Genomic DNA, 537 nt, shown 5'->3' on the forward strand with positions numbered 1-537 from the left:
CTTGATTGCTACCTGGAGGCCACAGCGAGAGCGGGGAATCTCGCCGAAGCTGTGCACCGTGAAGATCTCGAAGGGGTGATCTCCGGTGTCGGTGGTGCGTTGATCTTCGTGACGTTGAAACTCTCTTTGATCGGAATGGATCTGCCGGCGGCGGAGGTCCCGACTAACGTCGTGGTGCCTGGCGAAAGCGATGCAGTTGCCCGGGCTCGCAAGGCGAACGTCCTCAACATCAGCGACGCACTTCTGGCGGTAACGCGGGCCGTGCAGATCCTGCAGGCCGAGGAGGTAACGCCCAGCGATTGTGTGTCGCTGACGCGGGCGACGATCTCGCGGGCGGCAGAGATGGTGCTCCAGTCGCTGATTCTCCAGGCGGAGCTCTATGGCGTCGAGCTGCTGTTGTGCGGTCAGTCTGCGTTGGACCAGCTGAGCTCGGCTCTAGGTCAAGTACCGTATTCGAACCTGCTGCCGCGGAAGGCTGGATAGATGGCGGCCCCCAGCGAAAAGCACCTGTACATGGCGAACCTGTGGGCCCAGCAC

The 537-nt window shown here is 62.0% G+C and carries 1 protein-coding gene; it reads left to right on the top strand.

Translation table 11 applies throughout. From position 1 onward, the window contains the following. Positions 1 to 483: hypothetical protein (locus EEB15_RS33920; protein ID WP_158290313.1), on the top strand; the 483-nt coding region annotated here is incomplete at its 5' end. Positions 484 to 537 lie beyond the last annotated feature (54 nt).

This window comes from Ramlibacter sp. WS9 (genome assembly GCF_003797765.1).
In the GTDB taxonomy this organism is placed as follows: domain Bacteria; phylum Pseudomonadota; class Gammaproteobacteria; order Burkholderiales; family Burkholderiaceae_C; genus Ramlibacter.